Source organism: Kitasatospora sp. NPDC059599, from assembly GCF_042735125.1.
Taxonomy (GTDB): domain Bacteria; phylum Actinomycetota; class Actinomycetes; order Streptomycetales; family Streptomycetaceae; genus Kitasatospora.
On record NZ_JBHWCL010000041.1, the window covers coordinates 25910 to 47490 of the forward strand.

Below are 21581 nucleotides of genomic sequence, written 5' to 3' on the forward strand. Positions count from 1 at the left end.
GGCCCGGCCCGTCAACCCCGGCCCGTCAGGCCCGCCGGGATCCGGCCGGCTCCGCCGGGTGCGGCCGCCGCCCGGCGGCGGCACCGGCCGGGACGACCGGTCGGGCCCGGCCGAGCAGGACGGCGACCAGCACGGCGGTGACGGCGAGCGCGGCCGCCCCGCACAGCACGGCGAGGTGGATGCCGTCGATGAACGCCCCGTCCACGGCGTCCCGGACGGGGCCGGGCAGGGCCGCCGTTCCCGGTCCGCCCCCGTGCAGCGCGCCGGTGGGCGCGTCCGCGACCGGGCCGACCACGTCCGGCGGGACGCCGAGCCGGTCCAGGGCGGCCGTCAGGGAACCGGTCAGCCGGTCGGTCAGCACGGCGCCCAGCACGGCGATCCCGAGCACGCCGCCGAGTTCGCGCAGCGTGTTGACGGCGGCCGAGGCCATCCCGGTCCGTTCCGGGGGGACCCGCATCATCACGGCGATCGACACCGGGGTGAAGGTCAGCCCCATCCCGAGGCCCATCGCGAACAGCGTCCACAGGTATTCCGGGTAGCGGGCGTGGTCGCCGTACAGCGCCAGCCCGCCGAGACCCGCCGCGCACAGCGCCAGGCCGAGCACCAGCGGCGGCCGCGGGCCGTGACGGGCGGTCAGCCGGCCGGACAGCGGCGCGGCGACCACCAGCATCGCGGTCATCGGCAGTCCGGCGTAACCCGCGGCGGCCGGTGACCACCCGAGGGTGCCCTGCATCATCAGCGGCAGGAAGAACAGGGCGCCGAACATCCCGAAGCTGACCATGAATCCGCTGAGCAGCGCACCGGCCAGTGCGCCGTCCCGGAACAGCCGCAGCTCCAGCATCGGCTCCGCGAGGCGCAGTTCGAGCACCAGGAAGGCGAGCAGCAGAACGGCGGCCGCCGCGCCGCCGCCGAGCACCCGGGCGTCCGTCCAGCCCCGGGACGGGCCCTCGACCAGGGCGTGGACCAGCAGGGTCAGCCCGGTGGCGGACAGTGCGAGGCCACCGAGGTCGATGCGGCGCGGGCGCGGCGGGATGTCCGGCAGGACGCGGGCGGCGAGCAGCAGCCCGACGGCCCCGATCGGCACGTTGATCCAGAACACGCTGGCCCAGCCGAGGTGCTCGACCATCGGGCCGCCGACCACGGGGCCCACCGAGAGGCCGAGCGCGGAGACCCCGGACCACGTGGCGACGGCGCCGGCCCGCTCGCGCTCGTCGGTGAAGACGTGCCGCAGCAGGGCGAGACTGCCGGGGGTGAGCAGGGCCGCCCCGACGCCCTGCAGCATCCGGGCGCCGACCAGCACCCCGATCATCCCGGCGAGGGCGGCGACGGCGGAGCCCGCCGTGAACAGGGCGAGACCGAGCCGGAACACCCGGGTACGGCCGTAGCGGTCGCCGAGCGTGCCGCCGGTCAGCAGGAGGGCGGCGTAGACGAGGCTGTAGCCCTCGGCGATCCACTGCAGGCCGCTGATCCCTGCGTGCAGGTCCTGCCCGATCCGGGGCAGGGCGTTGTTGACGATGACGTTGTCCAGCATGGACATGAACATGGTGACGCAGAGCGTGAGCAGCGCGAGCCGCCGTCGGCGGGCACTCGACCCGTCCATGGATCCCCTCCCGGAGATGAGCACCTAACACTGTTAGGGATTGGTTCGGCAGCCACAGAGTGCCCCTAACGGTGTTAGATTGCAAGCGGGAATTTCCACGACAGCGCTGGAGGCGTCCGCACAGCCATGCCGGAGAACGACACGACCACGCCGGGGAACGGAACAGCGGGGGCCGGAAACGGGACGGCCGGACCGGAGGGCGGGAGCGCCGGACCGGGAAAGGCGGCCGCCGGGCCCGGAAAGCCGGCCCAGGCCCCCGCCCTGACCAGGGACGCCCTTGCCCGGGCGGCCCTCCGGGTCCTGGAACGGGACGGCCTGGCCGGACTGTCGATGCGCAAGGTCGCCACCGAGGTCGGCGTCAAGGCGGCCTCGCTGTACTGGCACGTCCGCAACAAGGAAGAGCTGCTCGACCTGCTCAACGACGCGATCATGGCGTCGGCCGAACCCCCGCCGCGCGAGGGCGACTGGCGGGTACAGCTGCGCGGCTACTGCTGGCGCTACCGCAGCCTCCTGCACGACAACCGCGACGCCGCGAAGGTCGTCGCCGGCCGCCTCGCCCCGGGCCCCCACCTGTTCGGACTGCTGGAGGACCAACTGGACCGGCTGCGGGAGGCCGGCTTCTCCGACGCCCACGCCGCCCTGACCACCTACCTGCTGAGCTCCTTCGTACAGGGCTTCGTCCTCCAGGAGCAGTCACCCCTGTCGGCCGCCGAGGCCGACGGCGCCAGTCGGCTGGAGGTCGTCGGCGAGGTCCGCGACCGCTTCCGCGCCCTGCCCGTCGAGACCTTCCCCAACCTGGTCGAGCTCGCCGCCGACCTCACCGAACCCGATCTCGACGTCCGCTTCGAGTTCTGCGTGGAGCGCATCCTCGACGGGCTCGCCACGCTGCTCCCGCCGGAGCGGCGCTGATCCGGCGGCTCGACAGGCCGTACGGCGGCGCCCGGCCCCGGGGTAGGCTCACCGGGCACCCCCGTCCGTACGACCACGGAGGAGTCACCGATGCCCGCCACCTACCCCCTCTACGAGCCGTACGCCCAGGGCCTGTTGGACGTCGGTGACGGGCAACGGATGTACTGGAACGCCTCCGGGAACCCGGCGGGCACCCCGGCCGCGGTGGTGCACGGCGGGCCCGGATCCGGCCACAGCCCGGGCTCCCGGCGGTACTTCGACCCGGAGCGCTACCGCGTCGTCCAGTTCGACCAGCGCGGCTGCGGGCAGAGCCTCCCGCACGCCGCCGACCCGTCGACCCGGATGGAGCACAACACCACCGCGCACCTGATCGCCGACATGGAGCGGCTGCGCGAACACCTCGGCATCGACAAGTGGCTGCTGTACGGCGGCTCGTGGGGCTCCACGCTGATCCTCGCGTACGCGCAGGCACACCCGGAACGGGTCTCCGGGATCGTGATCTGCGGGGTCACCATGACCGACGCCGACGAACTCGACTGGCTCTACCGGGGCGTCGGCCGACTGATCCCCGGACCATGGGAGGACTTCCGGGACTTCCTGCCGGCCGCCGACCGGGACGGCGACCTCCTCACCGCCTACAGCCGGCTGCTCGACGACTCCGACGAGACGGTCCGACGGGCCGCCGCCAACGCCTGGGCCACCTGGGAGGACGCGGTCATCGCGCACGAGGCCCTGGGCAAGCCGAACGCCTACAGCGACCGACCCTCCGACGCCCTCATGGCCTTCACCCGGATCACCGCACACTACTTCTCCCACCGGGCCTTCCTGACTGACGGTCAACTGCTCCGCGACGCCGGGCTGTTGGCCGGGATCCCGGCCGAGCTCATCCACGGGCGGCTGGACCTCGGCGCCCCCCTCGGCATCCCCTGGAAGCTGGCCAAGGCCTGGCCGGACGCCCGACTGACGGTCATCGACGAATCCGGGCACACCGGGAGCCCGCGGATGACGGAGGCGGTCCTGGCCGCGATCGAGCGGTTCGCCTGACCATCCGGGACCGGCCGGGGCGAAGCGCGAGGGGCGAAGTGCTAGTCCGGGGCGGCGTGGACGTCGGGGGCGCCGGTACCGGCCTGGAGGTCCCGGCCATCCGTCACCCATGACCCATTCCGATGAACCCCTACGATACGACGCATGATCGCCTACGCCCCGGCCGCGCTGTTCTTCCTGTTGTTCGGAATCGGGGTACTGCGCGACCGCCGTCAGTTCAGCAACGCCGTCCTCCTCGGCATCGCCGTCTCACTCCTCCTGCTGGCTCTGCTCGCCGGACTCCGCAAGGCCCCCACTCTCGTGGTGGAGGTCGTCGCGGTGGCGATCATCCTGCTGCCGGCCCTCGGCACGGTGGCCCTGATCTGGTTCCTGATCTCCAACGGCATCACCATGATCCGCAAGGAGGGCACCCGGCCCGCCAACCTGCTGTCCCTGCTCGCCGGATCGGGCATGCTCGGCGTGATCGGGCTGCTGCTCGCCGCCCTCGTCACCGGCTCCAAGTCGCTGGCCGTGCTGGCGGGCACCGCCGTCCTGGTCGTCCTCTACGTCTCGTTCCTGTTCGTCTGCTTCGTCGGCTACGCCTTCCTCTACAGCCGCCACCGACCGCGCCGGAACGTCGACTTCGTGGTCGTGCTCGGCTCCGGGCTGATCGGCGGCGAACGCGTCCCGCCGCTGCTGGCCAGCCGACTGGAGCGGGGCCGCCAGGCGTACGAGAAGCAGGCCGCACGCGGCAACCCCCCGGTGCTGATCACCTCAGGCGGTCAGGGGCCGGACGAGAAGCTGCCGGAGTCCCACGCGATGGCCGACTACCTGGCCGAACGCGGCTTCCCTGCCGGGCAGCTGGAGCGGGAGGACCGCTCGCGCACCACCGAGGAGAACCTGCTCTTCAGCAAGGCCATCATGGAGCGGGCCAAGCCCGACTACCGCTGCGTCGTGGTCACCAACGACTTCCACGCCTTCCGGGCGGCGCTTCTCGCCCGCAAGACCGGAGTGAACGGGCACGTCCTCGGCTCACCCACCGCGCGGTACTACTGGCCGAGCGCGACCATCCGCGAGTTCGCGGCGGTGTTCCTCTCGCACAAGCTCGTCAACTTCGGGATCTGCGGCCTCCTCGCGCTCTGCGGGGTGCTCGCGGCGCTCTGAGCGCCCCCGGTGTCCGGGACCTTCCTCGGGCCTGGTCCCGGCAGCCTCGGCGGCCGGGACCAGGCGTTCCGCCCGCTCGGGACGTCGACCCGTCAGGCCACGGGCCGGGGCGCCAGGATCGCGCAGGTGGTGGTGGCGTGCGCGTAGAGCTTTCCGCTCTCCACACCGATCACTCTGGCCTCGGCGGTCGCCATCGTCCGGCCCAGGTGCAGCACCTCGGCCTCGCAGCGCACCGGCGCCGAGTCCGCGAACAACGGGCGCAGCATGTGCACGTTCAGCTGGGTGGTCGTGTAACCGAGACCGGCCGACAGCCTGCTCAGCACGGCGCAGCCGAGCGCCGAGTCCAGCAGAGTGGCCAGGTAGCCGCCGTGCACGGTGTTCATCGGGTTGTGGAGGTGGTCGCCGAAGTGGCCCTCGAACACCGCCGTACCCGGCTTCACCTCGGTGAGGTGGAAGCCCATGGTGCTGCAGATCGAGGGCTCCGGGATCCGCCCGGCGATCCACTCCAGCAGGATCTCCTCCCCGGTCAGGTGGGAGTACTCGGCGATCGGCGGACCGGCCGTCCAGGTGTGGGTCCGGGTGCGCAGTTCCCGGTCGGACGGGTGCTGCGGCTTCTGCTGCGGCTTCTGCTGCTGCTTGTCGGAGTCGATCTCTGAAGTCGTCATGGGATCAACCTGCCCGGTTCGGTGATCCGTCTCAAGTGCCTTCCGCGGTACGGCAGGGCAACCGCTGCCGGCCTCCCCGCCCCGGCTCCCCGCAACCTTCTCAAGGGGCCGAACACTCGCCCCCACAATCAACACCGCCTCGCTCGGCTCTTGTACGGCCCTTGTGCGGCCCTGAGGATGGTCGCCAGGGCGAGTCCTGCGGATCGGAACCGGGCCGGTGTCACCCGTTCGGAGCGGCGGGCGCAGAATGATCCCGTTGGTCCTGGTCAGGGTGTCGGCCCGTGGTGGTGTGTCGGAGGCATGGTGTTTCGCCGCTGGTGGTTCGTCAGACTGCTGACGGTTCCGCAGGAGCAGACCGATCGGCGTGGCCCGAGGCGTACGCGGGCCGAGCGGCAGCGCGCCGAGCGGGAGCGGCGGGAGCTGGTGCTGGGCGAGTGGGAGGTGCTCCGCGACCGGCTCGCACGGCTCGCCGCGCAGCGGGTGACCGCCGCGGGCGAACTCTTCCGGGCCGCCGAACTACGGCTTTCCGCCGAGGAGACCACCGGCTCCACGCAGTCCGCCGCACGCGCCGGGTACCTGTGGGCCCTGGAGACGTTCGAGGCCGCCGGGCGGCTGCTGGAGCAGGCCGAGGACCCCCACACCGACCTCCCCGGCCTCGCGGCCGCGGTCGTGCTGGCAGAACAGGCCGTCGAGCGGCTCGCCGCCGCCCACGCCCTGCTGGCGGGGCACCGCCCCGAGCAGCCGACCGTCCGCTGCTTCTACAACCCTTTGCACGGCCCGGCCCTCCCCGCCGCCACCGCCCCTCGGCCCGGGAAGAAGCAGCGCCAGCGCCCCACCCACGGTGCCCGGGAGGCCGCCGCGGACCGGCGTCCGGCCTGCCGGTCCTGCCGCAACGCCATCCTGGCGGGCCAGACCCCGGACGTGCTTCCGGCGTTGCTTCCCGCCGGGGCCACCGACCGGGGCAGCGGGCCGCACCTGGTGCCCTACTACACCGTGCCGCAGCAGTGGTCGGCCTGGTCCGCCACCGCCTGCGGAGCCTACGACCCCGATGCGCCCGCCCTCGTCCTGCGTGGTGATCACCACCGCCATCCGCCGCGCTGACGCCGTTCGGGCGAGCAGCGGTTCGCAGGGCGGCACGACAGATGGTCAGGAGGACACGGCCGAGCCCCCCTGGTCCTCCCGGAGCCCGGCGAACAGGTCGCTCTCGACCGCGCCGGCCGGGGCCGTCCCACCGGTCGCACCACCGGTAGCCCCACCGACCGCACCGGCAGCGACGGGCACCAGGCTCCGGGCCAGGTGGTAGTCCTCGGTCGGCCAGACCTCCCGCTCGATGTCCCGGGGGTGGGCCATGAACGCGGTTCCGGGTGCGACCTGGGTGGCGTGCGCCAGCATCGCCGCGTCCCGCACGGCGAAGTGCTCGGCGCACGCGATCCGGGTGGTGGTCGGCAGGGCGGGCGGCACATCGGGCCACTCGGCCAGCAGTTCGGCCATGGCCGACGGAACACCGCGCTCCGTCATGGCGTCGTGCAGGGTCTGGAACCAGGCCCGGGAGAGCGCCAGGTGGTAGTAGAGCTTGGACGCCTGCCAGGGCTCGCCCGTCCCCGGGTGGCGCGCCGGGTCGGCGGCGGCTTCGAAGGCGGCCACGGCGACCCGGTGGGTCATCACGTGGTCGGGGTGCGGGTACCCGCCGGTCTCGTCGTAGGTGATGACCACGTGCGGGCGGAACTCGCGGATCAGCGCGACCAGCGGCGCCGCCGCGACCTCGACCGGCTGTGCGGCGAAGCAGCCTTCCGGCAGCGGCTCGTCCGGCCCCGGCATGCCGGAGTCGACGAAGCCGAGGAACCGCTGACGCACCCCGAGGATCTCCCGGGCGACCGTCATCTCCTCGCGCCGGATCCGGGCGATGTCGGCCCGGACCTCGGGACGGTCCAACGCCGGGTTGAGCACCGAACCTCGCTCACCGCCGGTACAGGTGGCGACCAGGACCTCCACTCCCTCGGTGGCGTACCGGACGAGCGTGGCCGCGCCCTTGCTGGACTCGTCGTCGGGGTGCGCGTGCACGCTGAGCAGGCGCAGGCCGCCGGGGTGCTTGGTGAACATGGGGGTCTCCGTGGGAGTCAATCGAAAGTCGGTCAAACGTCGGTCGAGAGTTCTGCCGTTCGCGGGACCGGCTGCGGAACAGCCGGTCGAGAAGCGCCGAGGCCGAGCACCGCCGGAGTCACGCACCGCCGGTCGAGAGCCTCCGGTCGGAAGCCGCCGGGGCCGAGAGCCGTTCGGCGGCCGGGTTGACGGCCGGGCTGACGGCCGGGCTGACGGCCGTTCAGGTGGCCTCCTTGCGGGTGTTCGGATAGAGGCAGGCTGGCGCGATCGCCATCGCCGAGAGGGCCAGCACCCACCAGAATGTCTCCCCGAAGGCCGCGCCCGGCCGGTCCTGGTGACCGCTCTGCGCCTGCTGGAGGGCCAGGGTCAGCACCGCGGTGCCGAGCGCCCCGCCGACCCGGTTCAGGACGTTGACCGCACCGGCCGCCGCCGGCACCTGGGCCTTCTCGACGCTCCCGTACACCGCCGCCAGGCCGGGTATCGCGATGATCCCCATGCCCGCGCCGCGCAGCGCCAGCGAGCCGGCGATCAGCCAGGCGGCCGGTTCGGAACCGCTGCCCAGCCGGGTGAACGCGAGTGTGCCGGCCAGGGAGCAGGCGATGCCGATCATGATGAGCGGGCGCGGCGCGACGCGGTCCGTGATGCGGGCGGCCAGCATCGCGGTGACCGCCGTACCGAGGGCCTGCGGTGCCAGCAGCAGGCCGGCCTCCACCGCCCCGGCGTGCTTCACCTGCTGGTAGTAGAGCGGGACCAGGAACATCGAGCTGTAGAGCGCGGCCCCCTGCAGGAAGCTGTTCGCCGTCGCCACGCTGAAACCGCGCCGGGCGAACAGCCGTAGGTCGATCAGCGGCGCCCGGACCCCATCGCGCCCCACCCGCAGCGCGTACCAGCCGTAGGCCACCACCAGCACCGCGCCCGCCACCAGGGCGACCAAGCCGGCTGTTCCGCCGTCACCGACCGTCGAGAGCCCGTAGACCAGGCCGGTCAAGCCGGGTGAGAGCAGCGCCAGGCCCGTCACGTCCAGCCGGGGTTTCGGTGCGTCGGACGCCTCGTCGGAGGGCAGCCAACGGGCCGCCAGCAGCAGGGTCAGCAGGCCGACCGGCACGTTCAGCAGGAACATCCAGCGCCAGTCGAGGTGCTCCAGCACCAGCCCGCCGAGGATGGGCCCCAGGACCGGGGCCAGGCTGATCGGGAGCATCAGGGTGCCCATCACCCGCCCGATCCGGGACGGACCGGCCGCTTGTATGATGATGGTCTGGCCGAGCGGTTGAATCATCCCGCCGCCGATTCCCTGCAGCACTCGGAAGGCGATCAGACTGCCCGTCGACCAGGCCAGGCCGCACAGCGCCGATCCGAGGACGAACAGGACGACCGAGGCGAGCCACGCCCGCCGGGCCCCGAAGCGGCCCGCGGCCCAGCCGGAGAGCGGCATGGTCAGCGAGATCGCCAGCAGGTACCCCGTGGCCACCCACTGCACCGCCGCGATCGAGCTGTGCAGGTCGCGGCCGACGGAGTCGATGCCGACGTTGACGATCGTCGTGTCCAGCAGTGCCAGGATCGGACCCAGCGCGAGCACCGCGCCCATCTTCCACAGGCCCGGCGGAATCGGCTCCGACTGCTCGCCCTCCCCCCGGACTCCCCCTCGCCGGCCCTCCGCCGTGACTGGTGTGCTCATGCGCCCCTCCCCTGAGACGTGCCTCGGTCGAGTCGCCCCCGTGCCATCCGGCGGCCACCCCGGCGACCTCCTCGGCCGCCCGAGAAGAACTTAGGACGGACCCAGTCTCTGGGTCAAGCCTAATTACTGTGCTCGACCCAGCGAGCTGCGCTAGGCTCCCGCCATGACCGAGACCGGGACACCGCCGAACCTCCGCGAGCTCAACAAGCGCCGCACCCGCGAGGCGATCTCGCACGCCGCCACCAGGCTCTTCATCGAGCAGGGCTTCGACCGGACGACGATCGCCGAGGTCGCGGCCGCCGCAGGCGTCGCCAAGATGACCGTCACCAACCACTTTCCGCGCAAGGAGGACCTCTTCTTCGACCTGCACGAGGAGCTCGTCGACCGGCTCGCCCGGGTCGTCGCCGAGCGCGTGCCGGGCGAGTCCGCCCTCGCCGCGCTGCGTCGCGACTGCCTGGCCAGGCTCGACCGGCACGACCCCCGGCTCGGCTTCTCCGGCCCCGCCTTCGCCCGTACGGTCTTCGACAGCCCGGCCCTGGTCGCCCGGCTGCGCGAGGTGCACGAGCAGAGCGAGACCGCGCTCGCCGAGGCGCTCGCCGAGGCCGTGCACGAGAGACCCGTCGGCTTCGAGAGCCGGGTCGCCGCCGCACTGCTCGCCGCCGTCGACCGGGCGGTGTTCGGCGAGGTCCTGCGCCGCACCCTGGCCGGCGAGGAGCAGGCCGCGATCGCCGCCGCGGTCCGCCCGTCCGCCGTCCACGCCTACGGCCGACTGGAGGGCGCACTGGGTGGCTTCGCCGTGCGCGAGGCCCGGCAGTGAGCCCAGCGGTGAGCCTGCCCCTGGGCCCGGCGATGAACCGACGGTGAGCCCGGCACCCAGCACCGGACAGCCGGCACCCAGCACCGGACAGGGGGCCGAGCGGCTCACCCGAGCCGGAGCACCCTTGACGAAAAGTTGACCTGCTCACGGCAGAAGGTTGACGATCACCGCCTCTATCGTCGGCCCATGCCCTCACAGCCCATCAGGCCCACCACGCTGCCGGTCCTGCCGTACCGCAAGCCCACCCGGGGCCGGGACTACTGGGTCCTGAACGACGTCCTGTCCGACCCGGACGCCGTCCGCGAGCGCTGCCTGGCCCGCGGCGAGTGGACCGAGGGCTACCCGCACCGCCCCGAGACCTGGCCCGGCCTGCGCACCATGCCGGGCCTGGAGCCCGACGAGCTGACCCGGGTCGAGGCCTTGGTCCGCAAGGCCACCGGCGCCTCCCGGCTCTGGGTGCAGAGCACCCCGGGCGGTGGCACGCTCAATCACAACTGCGTCCAGGTCGTCGGCGCCGGAGAGTCCGAGTCCCGCCCGCACACCGACTCCCGCGCGCTCTGCCGCTACGCCGCCGTGCTCTACCTCAGCCCCGGCGCGCCCAAGGACGCCGGCACCAGCTTCTACCGCCAGCAGTTCCCCGGCGGCCGCCTCGGCGGCAATCTGGTCGACGCCCCGCACACCAACCTGGTCGAGGCGCTCGGCACCCGCCGCGTGCCCGCCGACCACTTCGTCGAGGACGTCCGCGTCCCCAACCGCTACAACCAACTGCTGCTCTACCACGCCAATCTGATCCACAGCGCCACCACCTACTACGGCGACGAACTGGCGGACCGCCGGATGACGGCGGTGTTCTTCTGGATGGCCTGACCCCGTCGGACGGCCCGACGCCGGCCGACGGTCCCTCATCGTCGGCCGGCCCCTCACCGACCGACAGCCCGACGCCGACCGACAGCCCGACGCCGACCAACGTCCCGACGCCCTGACATTCCGGCTCAGGCGGCCCCGACGTGCGCCGGTCCCGCCCGCGTCAGCGCCGCCGCCAGCCGGGCCAGATCCTCCGCCCCGACCAGCCCCGCCAGGCCCGCCGGACTCCCCGGCAGCCCGAGCGCCCGGGCCCGCGCCAGCACCCGCTCGTCGAAGTACGGCCGCAGCGACGGCCAGACCGCCTGCGCTTCGCGCCGGAAGATCCCGGCCCCGACCGGCCCGATCCGGGGGAACTCCCGCAACAGCCCGCCGATCCGCTCGGGCTCGCCGTCGGCCTCCTCCCGCAGCCGCCGCAGATCGCCGCTCCAGCGGTCGAGCAGCAGTTCGGCGCCCCGGACCAGTGCGGTGGCGGTGCTCTCGTCGTAGCGCACGTAGTGGGCCCGGCCGAGTGCCGCGACGAGCGTGCCACGCCGGGCGCCGGCCATCGCGCGCGGTGTCCGCAGTCCGGCGGCCGACAGCTCACGGGCCGCCGCGGTGGCGGTGCCGGCGCTGATTCGGGCCGAGCAGAGGACCGTCAGCACGAGCAGCCGGTAGAGCGGTGAGGGCTCGTCGCGCAGCGTGATCCCGGCCTCCTCCGCGTAGGTGCGGCCGAACCGGTCCAACAGCTCGGAAACGGTCGTGTCCACGGCCATCACCTCCTGCCTCCACGCTTGCCCCGATTCGGGCCCGGCGCACCGGGGGACGCTTCGCCGCATGGACCAGGACACCGCGGCCCACGACCGCACACACCGGCCGACCGCCCCGCCGACCGCCCCGGGGCCCGAGACCGGCCACCCCGGCCACCCCGGCCACCCCGGCCCGCCCTCCGCGCCACCCACCGAGGCGCCCACCGAGGCGATCCGCCCCGACTGGGCCGCCATCGACGAGTTGCCCACCGTCGACCTGCTCCGCCTGATGAACGCCGAGGACCGCACCGTCCCGGCGGCCGTCGCCGCCCAGGTGGAGCGGATCGCCGCCGTGGTCGACGCGGTGGCAGGCCGGCTGGCGGGTGGCGGGCGGCTGGTCTACGCCGGGGCGGGCACGGCCGGCCGCCTCGGGGTGCTGGACGCGGCCGAGTGCCCACCGACCTTCGGCACCGATCCGGCACTCGTCGTGGCCCTGATCGCGGGCGGCCGGACGGCCGTGACGGAGGCCGTCGAGGGCGCCGAGGACCGCCCCGAACTCGCCGTGGCCGACGTGGCCGCACTGGCCCTCACACCCGCCGACACCCTGGTCGGGGTCTCGGCCTCCGGCCGCACCCCGTACGCGGTGGCGGCGGTGCGGGCCGCCCGGGCCACCGGCGCGCTGACCGTCGCTCTGGCCTGCAACCCCGGTTCGGCACTGGCGGCCGCCGCCGACCTGGTCGTCGAGGTGGAGGTGGGCCCCGAGGTGCTGGCCGGCTCGACCCGGCTCAAGGCGGGCACGGCGCAGAAGCTGGTGCTCAACATGCTGTCGACGGCGGTGATGGTCCGCCTCGGCCGGACGTACGGAAACCTGATGGTCGACGTCCGGGCCACCAACGCCAAGCTGCGCGAGCGCGCCCGGCGGATCGTCGCCGAGGCCACCGGCGCCGACGAGGCGGCCGTCCGCCGCGCCCTCACCGCGACCGACGGACGGGCCAAGGACGCGGTCCTGCTCCTGCTCGCCGATGTGGACGCCCCCACCGCCTCCCGACTCCTCACGGCCGCCGACGGCCGGCTGCGCGAGGCCCTGCGGGCCGCCCGGACCGGCTGATCCGGACCGGTCCGCCTCCTCCCCCGTCTCCCCCGCCTCCCCCCGGTCTCAGTCGCGCTTCCCCTTCGCGTGGTGTCGCCGGTTCTGCGGTGCCGTCAGCCCCGCGACCAGCCTCCGCGCGGCCGCACGTCCGTCGGGGCGCGGTGCCGGCGCCCTCGGGCCCGCGAGGTCACGGCCGGTGAGCGTCCCGGCGCCGACGGCGGACCAGTCCGTGCGGCTCACCACCGCGACATGGCCCTCCCGGTGCGCCTTCGAGTCCTTCCAGTCATCGGGAGGGGCCATCAGGACCCGCAGGTCCCGGTCGTCCAGCCATTCGACCCCGAGGACCTGTCGGCCACGGTCGTGCTCGATCAGCGACCGCACGGTGCCGGTCTCCAGGTCCACGAGCAGGAGCTCGCCCTCGAAGAAGTAGCCGCCGTCGTACTCACCCGTCCCCACGGCGAGCAGCGGGCGCGTCGGATGGAAGGCCATCGCGTGCACGGGGTACCCGGAACGCAGCAGCCGGCGGCGCCTGGCCCGATCGGTGACGTGGAAGACGCCGACCGTCCTCGCCTCGTCGTATTCGTCCGCGCCGGCCACCGCGAGCAGGCCGCGGCGCTTGTCGGCGACGGCCAGCACGGGATCGCCGAGCTCGGAGAAGGGGTGGTCGCCGCCGCGGTCGACGGGAATCCGGGTCACACCGATGATCTTCGCAGGATCGCCGGAGCCGCGGATGTCCGCACCCGCCCCGGACACACCCGCCCCGGAGGCACCCGCACGGACCGGACGTCCGCGGCCGAGCGGACGGCCAAGCCGTCGCCGATGCCGATGCCGATGCCGGTGCCAGCACCGGGGACCGCCCCCCGTACCCCGCGAGCGGAACGGCCGGGCGGTGCCGGCGCATCACGACGGAACACCCCTGCGGGTGATGTCGCCGGAACGGCCGCGCCCGACCCGGGCGGGAGCAGCGGACCCGAACGGGCCGACGCCACACGGCGGTCGGGCACCACGGGCGGACGGTCGGCGCCGGGCACACCGTGCGACCCGCGCCGGCCGCACCGACCCGCGGGACCGGCGGGCAGGCAGAATCCGACCGGTCGTCACGAGGAGGTCCGATGAACATCCCCGGTCCCGAGCCCCAGCCGGACGGCGGGGTGGGCGCCATCGCGCGGGCGGGCGGACTGCACACCTACCAGCTGTGGCTGCACGCCGAGTTCGGGCCCGTCGTACGGTTCCAACTGCCCGGTGCCGAGACGGCCGTGTCGATCGCCGATCCGGTGCTGCTGGAGGCGACGGTCCGCCTCGACGAGCGGCCGGAGCGGCTGTTCTCCTTCCTGGACCCGCTGTTCGAGGCGGGCAACCTCCAGGTACTCCCGGCCGGGGAGCACGCCCGGTGGCGCCGGCTGTTGCTCACGGTCCTGGCCGGACGGCCCTCGCACGAACGGCACTTCGCCCGTTTCACCGCCCTGGCGACCGGACTCGCCGACCGCTGGGCCGCCCGGCCCGCCGACCGGCCGATCGAACTCCAGCGGGAGCTCACCGGGCTGTCCCTCCGGATGATCTGCGCCTTCGCGCTGGGCGGAGACGCCGACGGCCCGGACGGCGGCCCCGACGACCCGGACGGTGTGGTCGAAGCCTTCGACGTGGTCCTCACCGACCACCTGGAGCGCCTCTACCGGGTGCCGCCCGGGGCCGGCACAGCCCCGCCGCGGAACGCCGAACGGACCGCTCGGGCGCTCGCCCACCTGCGGGCGACGGTCGACCGGGTGATCGCGGCGCACCGCCCGGGCCTCCCCGGCGACCGCAGCGACCTCGTCGGCGCCCTCGTCGAGGCCGGCGAGCCCCCCGCGAGGATCCGCGACACCGTCCTCGCGGTGATGCTGGCCGCCCACCACACCACGGGCGTGGCCGTCTCCTGGACGTTGCACCTGCTCGGTGGGCATCCGGAGGCGGCCGCCCGCGTCGCCGGGGAACTCGACCGCGTCCTCGGCGACCGAGCCGCGCCGGACTACGCCGACCTGCGCCGGCTGCCCTACCTGGAGATGGTGCTCCGGGAGTCGCTGCGCCGCTGCCCGCCCGGCCCGTACGGCGCCCGGCTGACCCCGGAGCCGCTGGCCGTCGGCGGGTACGTGGTCCCCGCCGGGGCGGTGGTCTTCTACCCGTTCTGGGCCGTCCACCTGAACCCCGCGTACTGGCCCGAGCCGGAGCGGTTCCGGCCCGAGCGGTTCGGCGCGGAGGAGTCGGCGGGACGCCCGAGGCTGGCCTGGATCCCGTTCGGCGTGGGCCCGCGCGGCTGTGAGGGGGCCGGTCTGGCGACGGTGGAGGCCCTGTCGGTGCTGGCCGTCCTGCTCAAGCGCTTCCGCTTCCGGCCCGAGCCGGGCCACCGGGTGGTCCCGGTCGACCGCTTCGTCCTCCGGGCCGCCGACGACGTCCGCATGCGGGTGAGCCCGAGGACCGCGGCGGACGCCCCTTGAACGAGGTCCGTCACGGCGCCCCGCGCAGCCGCAGGACGTAGGTCGCGGTGAGCGCGACGGCCGGGTCCCCGTCATGCGTCAGACCGGCGAGGGCACCTGCCGCGGTGGCCCCCGGGATGTCCGCGAGGGCCTGGGTCAGCCGTCGGCGTGCCGAGGAGCCGGGGGCGGCGCGTGCGAGACAGTCGACGAGCCCGGTGGCGATCCGGTCCGCCGCGGCGGGGTCGGCCGCCAGCGCGCCGAGCGCGTCGGCCGCGTCGGCGTCGTTCCTCGCCCCGTCGACCATGTCGATGAGCGTGGGAACGGCGTCGGTCACGCCGCGGGCCCCGAGCGCCAGCGCCGCGTACCCCCGCACCACCGCGTCGGGGCCGGTGAGGGCGTCCCGCAGCAGTGCGGTCGCCGCGTCGTCCGCGATCTCGGCGATGGACCGGACGGCGCGTTCGCGCACCTCGGCCACGGGTGAGCCGAGGCCCTCCGCGAGCGGTGCCAGCGCGTCGGCGCCCGCCTGCGCGAGGGCCCAGCGGAGCGCCCCGGAGACGTTCGGGTCGGACTCGTTCAGCGCGGCCTCGGCCAACGCCTCCACCGGCACGGCGACGTCGTCCGCGGCGGACAGGGCCGCGCGCTGCCGCGCCCCGGGGCTCGTCGACTGCAACGCCTGGAGGAGCGAGACGATCCGGAGGACGTCCTCCCAGCCGGCGGGTCCGGCGGCGCCGATCCGCCGGAGCCGGGTGAGCAGTTCGGTCTCGGCCGCCATGCGGTCCAGCGTCCTTCGGATGAGGTCGTCGACGAGTTCCGAGGGCGCGAACCCGGGGTCGTCGAGCGCGCGCCCGACGTCACTCAACGACAGGCCCAGCGACCGCAGGCTCTCGATGTGGAAGATCCGCCGGATGTTCTCCTCGGAGTACTCCCGGTAGCCCGAGCCGGTGCGACCCGACGGCCGCACCAGGCCGAGCGATTCGTAGTGCCTGAGCATGCGGGCGCTGACCCCGGACCGCTGGGCGACGTCACCGATCAACACTGCCTACCGCTCCTCCCGGCCCGGCCCGCCGAGGACCGCGACGCGCTTGGCCTCCTCGACCGCGAGCTCGAATCCGGCGTCCGGGTCGCGCCGCAGCCGTTCCGTGGCGACCGCGTGCGCGCGCACGCCGGGGTCGGGATCCGTCGCCGCGGCGTCCACGGCCGGCACCGCCGCCTCCCCGAGCGCGATCAGCGCCCGGCTGAGGCTCAGTCGCGTCTCGCGCCCGCCGCGCCCGAGCTGCGTCGCCAACCCTACGGCCAGCCGGTGCTCCGCACCGTCGGGTACGAGCACGACCGCGGCCCGCCAGGCGCTGCGGGCCACGTCCTCGTCGGCGTCGGCCAGCAGCTCCGGCGTGACCACCGGCCACGCCCGCCGGTCCCCGATCTTGGACAGCGTGTGCAGGGCCTGGCTCCGCGCCTGCGCGCGCTCCGAGCGGACTTCGTCGACCAGCACCGGGACCGTCGCGGACGCCGAGTGGCGGGTGAGCGCCCACGTGAGCATCTCGCGCACGGAGAAGTCGGGTTCGACCGCGCACCGCTCGACGAGCGTTCCGACGGACCCCGGGTCCGGGGCCGTGCCGATCGCCAGCGCCGCCCGCAGCCGGACGGACGGGTCGTCGTTCTCCAAGCCCCGAAGGGCTCGCACCGTGGCGGTGTCCTTCGTCGTCATGGTCATCGGGACCACCTCCTCGGCCACAGTGAAGGCCTTGTCACGGTGTCAAGGTCAAGCGCCGCCACCGACCCACCGACCCACCGACCCGCTGACCCGACGTCCCGGCAGGCCCCCGACGGCCCGCTGACCCGCTGACCCGACGTCCCGGCAGGCCCCCGACGGCCCGACGGCCCGAAGCCGACCGCCTAGCCCAGCCGCACGTCCTCCGCCACCACGACCTCGCCGAGGCGCGGGAAGTCCAGCTCCACCGCCGCCCGGTGCTCCTCCGCCGTGAGCCCGGTCATCGCGTCCTCGACGAACACCAGCTCGTACCCGTGGTCGGCGGCGGCGCGGGCGCTCGACTCCACCCCGAGGTTGGTGGCGATCCCGGCGAACACCAGGGTCTCCACGCCCCGTGCCCGGAGCAGTTCGTGCAGGCCGGTGCCCTGGAAGGCGCCGATGGTGCGCTTGACCACGATCTCGTCGGCCACCGCCTCGACCTCCGCGAGCAGGTCGCTCCCGGGCGGCTGCTCGGCGACGTTCGGCCGCTCGACCCGAACGGCGACGACCGGGGCCCCGGCGGCCCGGAAGGTCCGGGCGAGCTCCAGCGAGGTCGCGACCACCTCCGAACCGGCGTGCGGCGCGAGCGGGTTGGCGACGATCCGGTCCATCAGGTCGATCAGGACCAGGGCCGTGCTGCGGGGATCAAGGGCGGTCATGGCGCCAACCTAGCCCATCCTCCGCGCCGGCCGGCCTCGCTTCCCTCGCCGCCCCTGCTTCCCTCTCCGGAGCCGGCTCCCCCGCCGGACCGGGCTCCCCCTCCGGAGCCCGCTCGCCCGTCTCCCGGGCGATCTCCGCCCGGAACCCCTCGACCAGCACGCGCAGCCCGTACTCGAAGTCGGCGTCGTGGTCGGTCATCCGCAGCACGTCGGCCGCCTCGCGCAACAGCGGCAGCCCGCGCAGTGCATCGTCCGGGAACGGCGGCCGCTCCTGGCTCTCGGCGTCCTGCTGCCAGGCCTGCTCCTCGGTGACCCAGCCCATGACGTACCGGTCGACGGTCAGCAGCAGCCGCAGGGCCGTGCGCGGCCGCAGGCCGGCCGTGCAGAGGGCGCTCAGTTGGGCCTCCACGGCCGGGAGTTCGTCCTCGGTGGGCAGGGTGCCGGCGTGCACCCGGGCACCGTCGCGGTAGGCGAGCAGGGCGTGGCGCTTGGCCCGGGCGTCGGCGGCGATCCACTCCGGCCAGCGGTCCGGGCCGGGCTCGCGGTCCGGTGGGAGGACCTCGGCGAGCATCGCCTCGGCCATCAGGTCGAGCAGCTCCCGCTTGCTCTTGAAGTGCCAGTACAGCGCCGGCGACTGGACGCCGAGTTCGCGGGCGAGCCGTCGGGTGGTCAGCCCTTCGATGCCCTCCTCGTTCAGCAGGCGCAGCGCGGTGCGCACCACCTCGTCGCGTTGCAGCGCCATCCGTTCGGCCTCCCGGTTAATCGCTTGCCAGGCCCACCTTATCGCCGATAAGTTCCCGAGCTGGAATTTATCAGCGATAAGGACCGGCCGCCGCCGCGCCACCGGCGCGCCACGCGTCGGCCACGAAGGGACCAACGCCCGCATGACCTCCGCCCCCGACCGTTTCCGGTCCCGGCTGCTTCCGGACACCGCGCCCTGGCGGTCCTCCCGGGACTTCCGCCTGACCTGGACCGCCGGCACGGTCACCCTGTTCGGCTCGATCTTCACGATGACGGCGATCCCCCTGCAGATCGCCGACCTCACCGGCTCGCCGTGGGCCGTGGGCGCGGTCGGCGCGGTCGAACTCGTGCCCGCCGTCCTGTTCGGCCTGTACGGCGGCGTCCTCGCGGACCGCGCGGACCGCCGCACGGTGGCCCTGGTCTCCGAGGTCGCCCTGGCCGCGCTCAGCGCCCTGCTGCTGGCCGACGCGCTGCTCGACACCCCCGCCGTCTGGCCGCTCTACGTCGCCGCCGGACTGGCGGCGGCCCTGCAGGGCGTCCAGCAGCCCGCGGTGGAGGCGATGGTCCCGCGGCTGGTGCCGCACGACCAGCTGGTGGCGGCGGGCGCCCTGCTCTCGCTGCGGTGGAGCGTCGGCGGGGTGGTGGGCCCGGCCGCCGCCGGGCTGCTGATCGCGACGGCCGGAGTGCCGGCGGCCTTCCTCGTCGACCTCGGCACCTTCCTGCTCTCGATCGCCCTGCTCGCCCGGGTCCGGCCCGTCCCGTCGGAGCGGGACGCCGAGAAGCCGCGGCTGGGCGCGTTCGTCGAGGGCGCCCGGTACGCCGCTCGGCGGCCCGATCTGATCGGCACCTACCTGGCCGACCTCGCGGCCACCGTCTTCGCCCTGCCCACCGCGCTGTTCCCGTTCCTGGCCGTGGAGCTGAACGCGACGTGGGCGCTCGGCCTGTTCTACTCGGCCGGTGCGGTGGGCAGCCTGATCGCCGCGGCGACGAGCGGCTGGACGGGGCGGGTGCACCGGCACGGCCGGCCGGTCGTGCTCTCCGCCGCCCTGGTCGGTGCCGCGACGGCCGCGGCCGCCTTCGCCCCGGGCCCGTGGACCGTCCTGCTCTGCCTGGTCGTCGCCGGCAGCGCGCACTGGATCGGCGACACCTTCCGCAGCGCGATCTGGAACCAGTCCGTACCGGACGGGCTCCGGGGTCGCGCCGCCGGGTGGGAGATGCTGATCGGCGCGGCCGGGCCCGCCCTGGGCGACCTGCGGGCCGGCGGTCTCGCCGCCCGGCAGGGCATCCGGGCCGCGCTGCGCACCGGCGGCCTGCTCTGCTTCGGCAGCGCCGCCGTGCTGTCCGCCGCGGTCCCCGCACTCTGGCGCTACGACCAGCGCGAGCACCGCGTCAGGTCGGCGGCCGACGCCTCCACCGCGCCCTCCGCGGAGCCGCTCACCGGGCCCGCCCCTTGACGCGCCGCACCGTCGGCACCACGACCGCCGACCACCCACGTCCAGAGCCGGAGCCCCGGACCGAAGACCCGAGCCCCCGCCCATGCCCCGACTCCCGAGTCCGCACCCGGCACCCAGCACCCCAAGCCCCGCGCCCCAAGCCCCGATCACCGTACGCACATCTCCCGATCGCCGCCTCACCGGATCGCAGCACGGCCCGTACGTGCTCGACCCGTCCGTGTCCAGGGCGTCGTGGAGTGAATGCGCCACTCCCGGCGCGCAACCGTTGACCGTCCGCCCCTCCCGACGGTTGGCTCACCCCGAGCCGGCCGCCGGGGAGTTCGGCGCCACCGCCGACGCGGCACGGCCGATCCCAGGGGAGGGAACCAGATGACCCGCTTCCGCCGCCCACTGCGCGCGGCCTGCATCCTCGCGGCCACCGCACTCGCCGTCGCCGGTGCCGCACCCGCGCAGGCCACCCCGTCCCGGCCCGGCCGGCCGACCCCCCGGACCGAACGGGTGTCCGTCGGCCTCGGCCAGGCCCAGCCCGACGGCGCCTCACAGGCCGGTGGTCTGAGCGCCGACGGCCGCTACGCCGTCTTCACCTCGGACGCCACCAACCTGGTCCCCGGTGACACCAACGGAAAGTCCGACGTCTTCGTCCGCGACCTGTGGACCGGCCGCACCGAGCGGGTCGACACCGGCCCGGACGGCGCACAGGCCGACGGCGCCTCCTACGAGGCCACGATCAGCGGCAACGGCCGCTACGTGGCGTTCAGCTCCTCCGCCACCAACCTCGCGCCCGGCGCGGTCCTCGGCGCCCAGGACGTCTACGTCCACGACCGCTGGACCGGCGGGACCAGGCTGGTCTCCACCGCCAGGACCCCGGGGGCGCCGCAGCCGAACAAGGTGTCCGCCCAGCCCTCGATCAGCTGGGACGGCCTCACCGTCGCCTACCAGTCCAACCGCAGCGACCTCGCCCCCGGGACGGTCACCTGGTTCGGCGGCAACATCTACGTCTCCGACCTACGCACCGGCACGACGGCCCTGGTCAGCGTCGGCGCGGACGGCAAGGAGGCGGACGCCTCCTCCACCGACCCCGAGATCAGCGCCGACGGCAGCACCGTCGTCTTCATCTCCAAGGCCACCAACATCATCGGCGCGGGCCGGCCCGATGCCCTCTCCCCGGACGCGGTCGCCCGGCTCGCCGCCGGCTCCGACGCGGAGTTCACCGCCGACACCCTGCAGCCGAACGTCCGACAGGGCGTCCGGCAGGATGTCCGACCGAACGTCCGCCAGGATGTCCGGTCCGATGACAAGGCGAACATCCTCAAGCCGCGCACCTACCCGCTGTACGTCCGCGACCTGCGCGCCGCGCGGACCCGCCTGGCCAGCCCGGACGGCAGCGGCGGCTACCGGGGCGTGGTCAACCCCTCGATCAGCCCGGACGGCCGCTACGCCGTCTACTCTTCCTGGGTCCTGCACGGCGACAGCGAGTGGGACCGCCACTTCGAGGTCTACGCCCGCGACCTCGCGCTGGGCACCGAGACGCTGGTCAGCGTCGGCCTGCCCGGGACGAAGACCACTGCGGGCTCCTACGCCGGCCGGATGACGGCGGACGACCGCTGGGTCTTCTTCTCCTCGGAGGCGGACAACCTCGTCCCCGGCGACACCGACCAGGCCTCGGACGTCTTCCGCCGCGACCTGTGGACCGGCCGCACCGAGCGGGTCGACCTGGCGGACGACGGCTCCCAGGGCGCCGGCTCGGACGCTCCGTTCGTCGACGCCTTCGGCACCGCGGTGGTGTTCACCTCGTCCGACGGCTCCCTCGTCCCCGGTGACACCAACCACGTCCCGGACGTCTTCCTCCGCCGTCTGCCACTGTTCTGACACCCGGTCCGGCGGCTCCGGCCGGACTC

At 74.3% G+C, this 21581-nt stretch carries 20 protein-coding genes; 10 read left to right on the forward strand and 10 right to left on the reverse strand.

The features are described from left to right. Positions 1-25: 25 nt before the first annotated feature. Entirely contained in the window at positions 26-1600 is a 1575-nt protein-coding gene (locus ACFV04_RS16865) for an MFS transporter (protein WP_380529766.1), read from the reverse strand. A 126-nt stretch (positions 1601-1726) separates the two neighbouring features. Here ACFV04_RS16865 and ACFV04_RS16870 point away from each other — a divergent pair, with 126 nt between their 5' ends. The 3 genes from ACFV04_RS16870 (at position 1727) to ACFV04_RS16880 (ending at position 4696) form a co-directional block, all read left to right on the forward strand. Next, positions 1727-2509, forward strand: coding sequence for a TetR/AcrR family transcriptional regulator (locus tag ACFV04_RS16870; RefSeq protein ID WP_380529768.1), 783 nt, complete (start codon positions 1727-1729; stop codon positions 2507-2509). A gap of 90 nt (positions 2510-2599) precedes the next feature. Then, a complete protein-coding gene (gene pip, locus ACFV04_RS16875; protein WP_380346875.1) occupies positions 2600-3553 on the forward strand; it encodes a prolyl aminopeptidase in 954 nt (317 codons plus the stop codon). 144 nt (positions 3554-3697) lie between these two features. Beyond that, positions 3698-4696 carry a YdcF family protein gene (locus ACFV04_RS16880; protein ID WP_360255549.1) on the forward strand — a complete coding sequence of 333 codons (999 nt, stop codon included), beginning with the start codon at positions 3698-3700 and terminating at the stop codon, positions 4694-4696. Between the two features lie 92 nt (positions 4697-4788). On the opposite strand, the gene ACFV04_RS16885 is transcribed toward ACFV04_RS16880, so the two are convergent. After that, positions 4789-5361: a PaaI family thioesterase gene (locus tag ACFV04_RS16885; protein ID WP_380529770.1), complete on the reverse strand. Its 573-nt coding sequence runs from the start codon at positions 5359-5361 to the stop codon at positions 4789-4791. 300 nt (positions 5362-5661) lie between these two features. Here ACFV04_RS16885 and ACFV04_RS16890 point away from each other — a divergent pair, with 300 nt between their 5' ends. Further along, positions 5662-6462: a hypothetical protein gene (locus tag ACFV04_RS16890; RefSeq protein WP_380529772.1), complete on the forward strand. Its 801-nt coding sequence runs from the start codon at positions 5662-5664 to the stop codon at positions 6460-6462. Positions 6463-6507: 45 nt separating this feature from the next. Here the strand turns inward: ACFV04_RS16890 and mca are convergent, their stop codons facing one another. Then, positions 6508-7461 (reverse strand): mycothiol conjugate amidase Mca, encoded by a 954-nt coding sequence (gene mca / locus ACFV04_RS16895; RefSeq protein ID WP_380529774.1) that lies wholly within the window; start codon positions 7459-7461, stop codon positions 6508-6510. 220 nt (positions 7462-7681) lie between these two features. Further along, positions 7682-9136: an MDR family MFS transporter gene (locus ACFV04_RS16900; RefSeq protein WP_380529776.1), complete on the reverse strand. Its 1455-nt coding sequence runs from the start codon at positions 9134-9136 to the stop codon at positions 7682-7684. A gap of 163 nt (positions 9137-9299) precedes the next feature. Between ACFV04_RS16900 and ACFV04_RS16905 the strand changes: the two genes are divergently transcribed. Both ACFV04_RS16905 and ACFV04_RS16910 read left to right on the forward strand, forming a co-directional pair. After that, entirely contained in the window at positions 9300-9953 is a 654-nt protein-coding gene (locus ACFV04_RS16905) for a TetR/AcrR family transcriptional regulator (protein WP_380346882.1), read from the forward strand. 186 nt (positions 9954-10139) lie between these two features. After that, positions 10140-10820: a DUF6445 family protein gene (locus tag ACFV04_RS16910; protein WP_360255563.1), complete on the forward strand. Its 681-nt coding sequence runs from the start codon at positions 10140-10142 to the stop codon at positions 10818-10820. 125 nt (positions 10821-10945) lie between these two features. Here the strand turns inward: ACFV04_RS16910 and ACFV04_RS16915 are convergent, their stop codons facing one another. Further along, on the reverse strand, positions 10946-11569 hold the full coding sequence (locus tag ACFV04_RS16915) for an endonuclease (protein WP_380529778.1): 624 nt from the start codon (positions 11567-11569) through the stop codon (positions 10946-10948). 61 nt (positions 11570-11630) lie between these two features. On the opposite strand from ACFV04_RS16915, the gene murQ reads away from it, so the two are divergent. After that, positions 11631-12650: an N-acetylmuramic acid 6-phosphate etherase gene (gene murQ, locus ACFV04_RS16920; protein WP_380529779.1), complete on the forward strand. Its 1020-nt coding sequence runs from the start codon at positions 11631-11633 to the stop codon at positions 12648-12650. 48 nt (positions 12651-12698) lie between these two features. On the opposite strand, the gene ACFV04_RS16925 is transcribed toward murQ, so the two are convergent. After that, positions 12699-13328: a hypothetical protein gene (locus ACFV04_RS16925; protein WP_380529781.1), complete on the reverse strand. Its 630-nt coding sequence runs from the start codon at positions 13326-13328 to the stop codon at positions 12699-12701. A gap of 416 nt (positions 13329-13744) precedes the next feature. Between ACFV04_RS16925 and ACFV04_RS16930 the strand changes: the two genes are divergently transcribed. Continuing rightward, positions 13745-15103 carry a cytochrome P450 gene (locus ACFV04_RS16930; RefSeq protein WP_380346888.1) on the forward strand — a complete coding sequence of 453 codons (1359 nt, stop codon included), beginning with the start codon at positions 13745-13747 and terminating at the stop codon, positions 15101-15103. A 10-nt stretch (positions 15104-15113) separates the two neighbouring features. On the opposite strand, the gene ACFV04_RS16935 is transcribed toward ACFV04_RS16930, so the two are convergent. From ACFV04_RS16935 to ACFV04_RS16950, 4 genes are all read right to left on the reverse strand, one after another. Next, entirely contained in the window at positions 15114-16118 is a 1005-nt protein-coding gene (locus tag ACFV04_RS16935) for a MerR family transcriptional regulator (RefSeq protein WP_380346890.1), read from the reverse strand. Positions 16119-16121: 3 nt separating this feature from the next. Next, a complete protein-coding gene (locus ACFV04_RS16940; protein WP_380346892.1) occupies positions 16122-16793 on the reverse strand; it encodes a HEAT repeat domain-containing protein in 672 nt (223 codons plus the stop codon). Positions 16794-16975: 182 nt separating this feature from the next. After that, entirely contained in the window at positions 16976-17488 is a 513-nt protein-coding gene (locus ACFV04_RS16945; protein WP_380346893.1) for an isochorismatase family protein, read from the reverse strand. Continuing rightward, positions 17475-18230, reverse strand: coding sequence for a TetR/AcrR family transcriptional regulator C-terminal domain-containing protein (locus ACFV04_RS16950; RefSeq protein WP_380529784.1), 756 nt, complete (start codon positions 18228-18230; stop codon positions 17475-17477). Before ACFV04_RS16950 ends, ACFV04_RS16945 begins: the two co-directional genes overlap by 14 nt. A gap of 142 nt (positions 18231-18372) precedes the next feature. Here ACFV04_RS16950 and ACFV04_RS16955 point away from each other — a divergent pair, with 142 nt between their 5' ends. Beyond that, the gene (locus ACFV04_RS16955; protein WP_380529786.1) at positions 18373-19683 is read left to right on the forward strand and encodes an MFS transporter; all 1311 of its coding nucleotides are present in this window, start codon (positions 18373-18375) and stop codon (positions 19681-19683) included. Positions 19684-20052: 369 nt separating this feature from the next. Beyond that, positions 20053-21552: a hypothetical protein gene (locus ACFV04_RS16960; RefSeq protein ID WP_380529788.1), complete on the forward strand. Its 1500-nt coding sequence runs from the start codon at positions 20053-20055 to the stop codon at positions 21550-21552. Positions 21553-21581: the final 29 nt, after the last annotated feature.

Excerpts from the sequence above, each read along its gene's own strand:
- ACFV04_RS16940 (WP_380346892.1), bottom strand. The coding sequence starts at position 16,793 with ATGACCATGACGACGAAGGACACCGCCACGGTGCGAGCCCTTCGGGGC.
- ACFV04_RS16930 (WP_380346888.1), top strand. The coding sequence starts at position 13,745 with ATGAACATCCCCGGTCCCGAGCCCCAGCCGGACGGCGGGGTGGGCGCC.
- ACFV04_RS16910 (WP_360255563.1), top strand. The coding sequence starts at position 10,140 with ATGCCCTCACAGCCCATCAGGCCCACCACGCTGCCGGTCCTGCCGTAC.
- pip (WP_380346875.1), top strand. The coding sequence starts at position 2,600 with ATGCCCGCCACCTACCCCCTCTACGAGCCGTACGCCCAGGGCCTGTTG.
- ACFV04_RS16865 (WP_380529766.1), bottom strand. The coding sequence starts at position 1,600 with ATGGACGGGTCGAGTGCCCGCCGACGGCGGCTCGCGCTGCTCACGCTC.
- murQ (WP_380529779.1), top strand. The coding sequence starts at position 11,631 with ATGGACCAGGACACCGCGGCCCACGACCGCACACACCGGCCGACCGCC.
- ACFV04_RS16880 (WP_360255549.1), top strand. The coding sequence starts at position 3,698 with ATGATCGCCTACGCCCCGGCCGCGCTGTTCTTCCTGTTGTTCGGAATC.
- ACFV04_RS16905 (WP_380346882.1), top strand. The coding sequence starts at position 9,300 with ATGACCGAGACCGGGACACCGCCGAACCTCCGCGAGCTCAACAAGCGC.
- ACFV04_RS16960 (WP_380529788.1), top strand. The coding sequence starts at position 20,053 with ATGACCCGCTTCCGCCGCCCACTGCGCGCGGCCTGCATCCTCGCGGCC.
- ACFV04_RS16955 (WP_380529786.1), top strand. The coding sequence starts at position 18,373 with ATGACCTCCGCCCCCGACCGTTTCCGGTCCCGGCTGCTTCCGGACACC.
- ACFV04_RS16950 (WP_380529784.1), bottom strand. The coding sequence starts at position 18,230 with ATGGCGCTGCAACGCGACGAGGTGGTGCGCACCGCGCTGCGCCTGCTG.
- ACFV04_RS16945 (WP_380346893.1), bottom strand. The coding sequence starts at position 17,488 with ATGACCGCCCTTGATCCCCGCAGCACGGCCCTGGTCCTGATCGACCTG.
- ACFV04_RS16900 (WP_380529776.1), bottom strand. The coding sequence starts at position 9,136 with ATGAGCACACCAGTCACGGCGGAGGGCCGGCGAGGGGGAGTCCGGGGG.
- ACFV04_RS16915 (WP_380529778.1), bottom strand. The coding sequence starts at position 11,569 with ATGGCCGTGGACACGACCGTTTCCGAGCTGTTGGACCGGTTCGGCCGC.
- ACFV04_RS16870 (WP_380529768.1), top strand. The coding sequence starts at position 1,727 with ATGCCGGAGAACGACACGACCACGCCGGGGAACGGAACAGCGGGGGCC.
- mca (WP_380529774.1), bottom strand. The coding sequence starts at position 7,461 with ATGTTCACCAAGCACCCCGGCGGCCTGCGCCTGCTCAGCGTGCACGCG.
- ACFV04_RS16885 (WP_380529770.1), bottom strand. The coding sequence starts at position 5,361 with ATGACGACTTCAGAGATCGACTCCGACAAGCAGCAGCAGAAGCCGCAG.
- ACFV04_RS16890 (WP_380529772.1), top strand. The coding sequence starts at position 5,662 with ATGGTGTTTCGCCGCTGGTGGTTCGTCAGACTGCTGACGGTTCCGCAG.